Origin of the sequence: Streptomyces hirsutus (assembly GCF_001418415.1) — a bacterium.
GTDB classification, from domain to species: domain Bacteria; phylum Actinomycetota; class Actinomycetes; order Streptomycetales; family Streptomycetaceae; genus Streptomyces; species Streptomyces hirsutus.
In genome coordinates this window covers 469-2,787 of sequence record NZ_LIQT01000448.1, presented here as the reverse complement: position 1 = coordinate 2,787, position 2,319 = coordinate 469, and the positions used below count along the sequence as shown (strand labels likewise).

The 2,319-nt window shown below is 74.0% G+C and carries 2 protein-coding genes and 1 pseudogene; 2 read left to right on the top strand and 1 reads right to left on the bottom strand.

Features of this window, described 5'->3' with window-relative positions; translation table 11 throughout:
* Positions 1–218 precede the first annotated feature (218 nt).
* Positions 219–1,361 carry a methyltransferase gene (locus tag AOK11_RS30060; RefSeq protein ID WP_055596856.1) on the bottom strand — a complete coding sequence of 381 codons (1,143 nt, stop codon included), beginning with the start codon at positions 1,359–1,361 and terminating at the stop codon, positions 219–221.
* An 85-nt stretch (positions 1,362–1,446) separates the two neighbouring features.
* Between AOK11_RS30060 and AOK11_RS30055 the strand changes: the two genes are divergently transcribed.
* Both AOK11_RS30055 and AOK11_RS45535 read left to right on the top strand, forming a co-directional pair.
* Positions 1,447–2,100, top strand: coding sequence for an alpha-ketoglutarate-dependent dioxygenase AlkB family protein (locus tag AOK11_RS30055; RefSeq protein ID WP_055596855.1), 654 nt, complete (start codon positions 1,447–1,449; stop codon positions 2,098–2,100).
* Positions 2,101–2,135: 35 nt separating this feature from the next.
* A pseudogene (locus tag AOK11_RS45535) lies at positions 2,136–2,319 on the top strand (ROK family protein); the annotation flags it as partial.

Genomic DNA, 2,319 nt, shown 5'->3' with positions numbered 1-2,319 from the left:
GCGAGGCGATGACCCGTGCGGTGGCGGACATCATCGGGACCCTCACGGCACCCTGAGAGCACCGGGACCACCGGGCACCCTTCATGCCCCGCCCACCGTCGCCCGGACCGTGGCGGTCATCCGCTCCATCGCGGCCGCTCCGGCCCGGAGCAAGCGGTGGACGCCCCGGTCCGGCCGGGTACGGGCATGGTCCGGCCCCGGCCCGAGGGAAGTTGGTCCTACCGCTTCACGGCCCTCAGCACGACGAACTTCCGGTCGCTCGCGACCACTTCGCTGTTCCCGAACAACCGTCGAAGCTTCACGTGATAGCCCAGATGCCGGTTGCCGACCACCCGCAGCTCACCACCCGGCCGCAGGGCGCGCAGGGCACCGGTGAACATGCGCCAGGCGGTGGCGTCGCTGGTCGCCTGGTGGGAGTGGAACGGCGGGTTGCTGAGCACCAGGTCGACGCTGGAGTCCGGTACGCCCGTCAGACCGTCGCCGACCCGGAACTCGCCGTGCCCCGGTACGCCGTTGGCCCGGTACGTGGCCTGCGCGGACGCCACCGCCTGGAACGACTCGTCCACGAACAGCACCTCGGCCCGCGGGTCGGCCAGCGCCACCGCCGTGCCGACGACGCCGTTGCCGCACCCGAGGTCCACCACCCGAAGGCCCGGCCGTTCCGAGGACGGCTGCGGCAGATGCTGGAGGAAGAACCGGGTGCCGATGTCGAGCCGGTCCGCGCAGAAGACCCCCGCGTGGTTGACGACGGTCCGGCCGGAGACCGCACCGATCCCGTCGGGCAGCCGGTAGCTGTACGGCCAGGGGCCGGCGGGACGCACCAGTTCCGGGTCCGGTGTGCAGAAGATCAGCCGCGCCTTCTTCTCGGCGAGGGAGGTCCGGGTGGGGCCGATGATCCGCTCGAAGAGGTTCAGCGTCGAGGTGTGGATCTCCTTCACCATGCCGGTGCCGACGACGACCGTGCCGGCGTGCAACGCGGGCGCCAGCCGCAGCAACTGGTCCTCCAGCAGCGCCAGGCTCTTGGGCACCCGCACCAGCAGCACGTCGATCCGGCCCGGCGGCGGGTCCTGCGTGGTGAGCAGCGGGACCGTACCCGGCTCGACGCCGGCCCGCGCCAGGTTCGCGCGGGTGGCCTCCTGCCCCAGCCAGGAGTCGGTGATCTGCGTCGGCCGGTACGCGGCCAGCGCCGTGGCGAGCGCCCCCCACCGGTCCCCGACGACCACGACCGTGCCGTCCAGCGGCACCTCTTCCCGGTCGAGATGCCCGAGCAGGTACTCGTCGGAGGCGTCCCAGGCGCGCAGCCTGTCGCGGGGATCCTCGGGGAAGCGGGCCAGAACCGGCGCACCCCACGCAGTCGTCATACGGTCGTTCATCGTGCGACCAGGCTAGCCGAGCCCCGGCCCGGACCGTGCCGGGCGGGAGGGGCCGTCGGGCAGGATGGATTCCATGGACGGCGAGCTCTTCCCCCGGCCCCGCGCCGAGGTCGCGCCCGGCGCGGTGCACGTGCCGGACTGGCTGGACGCCCGGACGCAGCGCACCCTGCTCGACGCGTGCCGCGCGTGGGCCCGCCCGCCCGCCGGACTGCGCACGGTCCGCACACCGGGCGGCGGCACGATGACCGCCCGGCAGGTGTGCCTGGGCTGGCACTGGTACCCGTACGGCTACGCGCGCACCGTCGTCGACGGCGACGGCGCCCCGGTCAAGCCGTTCCCCGCCCGCCTCGGCGAACTGGGCCGCCGCGCGGTGATCGACGCGCTCGGCGCGGACGCGGCGCCGGCGGGGACCGCGTACGACATCGCCCTGATCAACTTCTACGACGGCGACGCCCGCATGGGCATGCACCGCGACAGCGACGAGGAGAGCGACGCGCCCGTGGTGTCGCTGAGCCTCGGCGACACCTGCGTCTTCCGCTTCGGCAACCCCGGGACCCGGACCCGCCCCTACACGGACGTCGAGCTGCGCAGCGGTGACCTCTTCGTCTTCGGCGGGCCTTCCCGGTCGGCGTACCACGGGGTCCCGCGCGTGCACGCGGGCACGGCGCCACCGGAACTGGGGCTGACAGGCAGGCTGAACATCACACTCCGGGTCAGCGGCCGGTAACCGGACGCGGTCGCGATCATGGGAGACTCGCCCTCATGAGCGGGAAGGCGGACCCCCGGCCGACGGGGGAAGGGACCACCTCGAGGACGCGGCTGGACCGGGGGCGCGGTGCGCTCGGACCCGCGTTGGAGCTCGTGCACACCGGACGTGCGCCGACCCGCGCGGTGCTCACCGCGGAGCTGGGCGTGACACGGGCGACGGCCGGCGCGGTCGCCGCCG

Excerpts from the sequence above, each read along its gene's own strand:
- AOK11_RS30055 (WP_055596855.1), top strand. The coding sequence starts at position 1,447 with ATGGACGGCGAGCTCTTCCCCCGGCCCCGCGCCGAGGTCGCGCCCGGC.
- AOK11_RS30060 (WP_055596856.1), bottom strand. The coding sequence starts at position 1,361 with ATGACGACTGCGTGGGGTGCGCCGGTTCTGGCCCGCTTCCCCGAGGAT.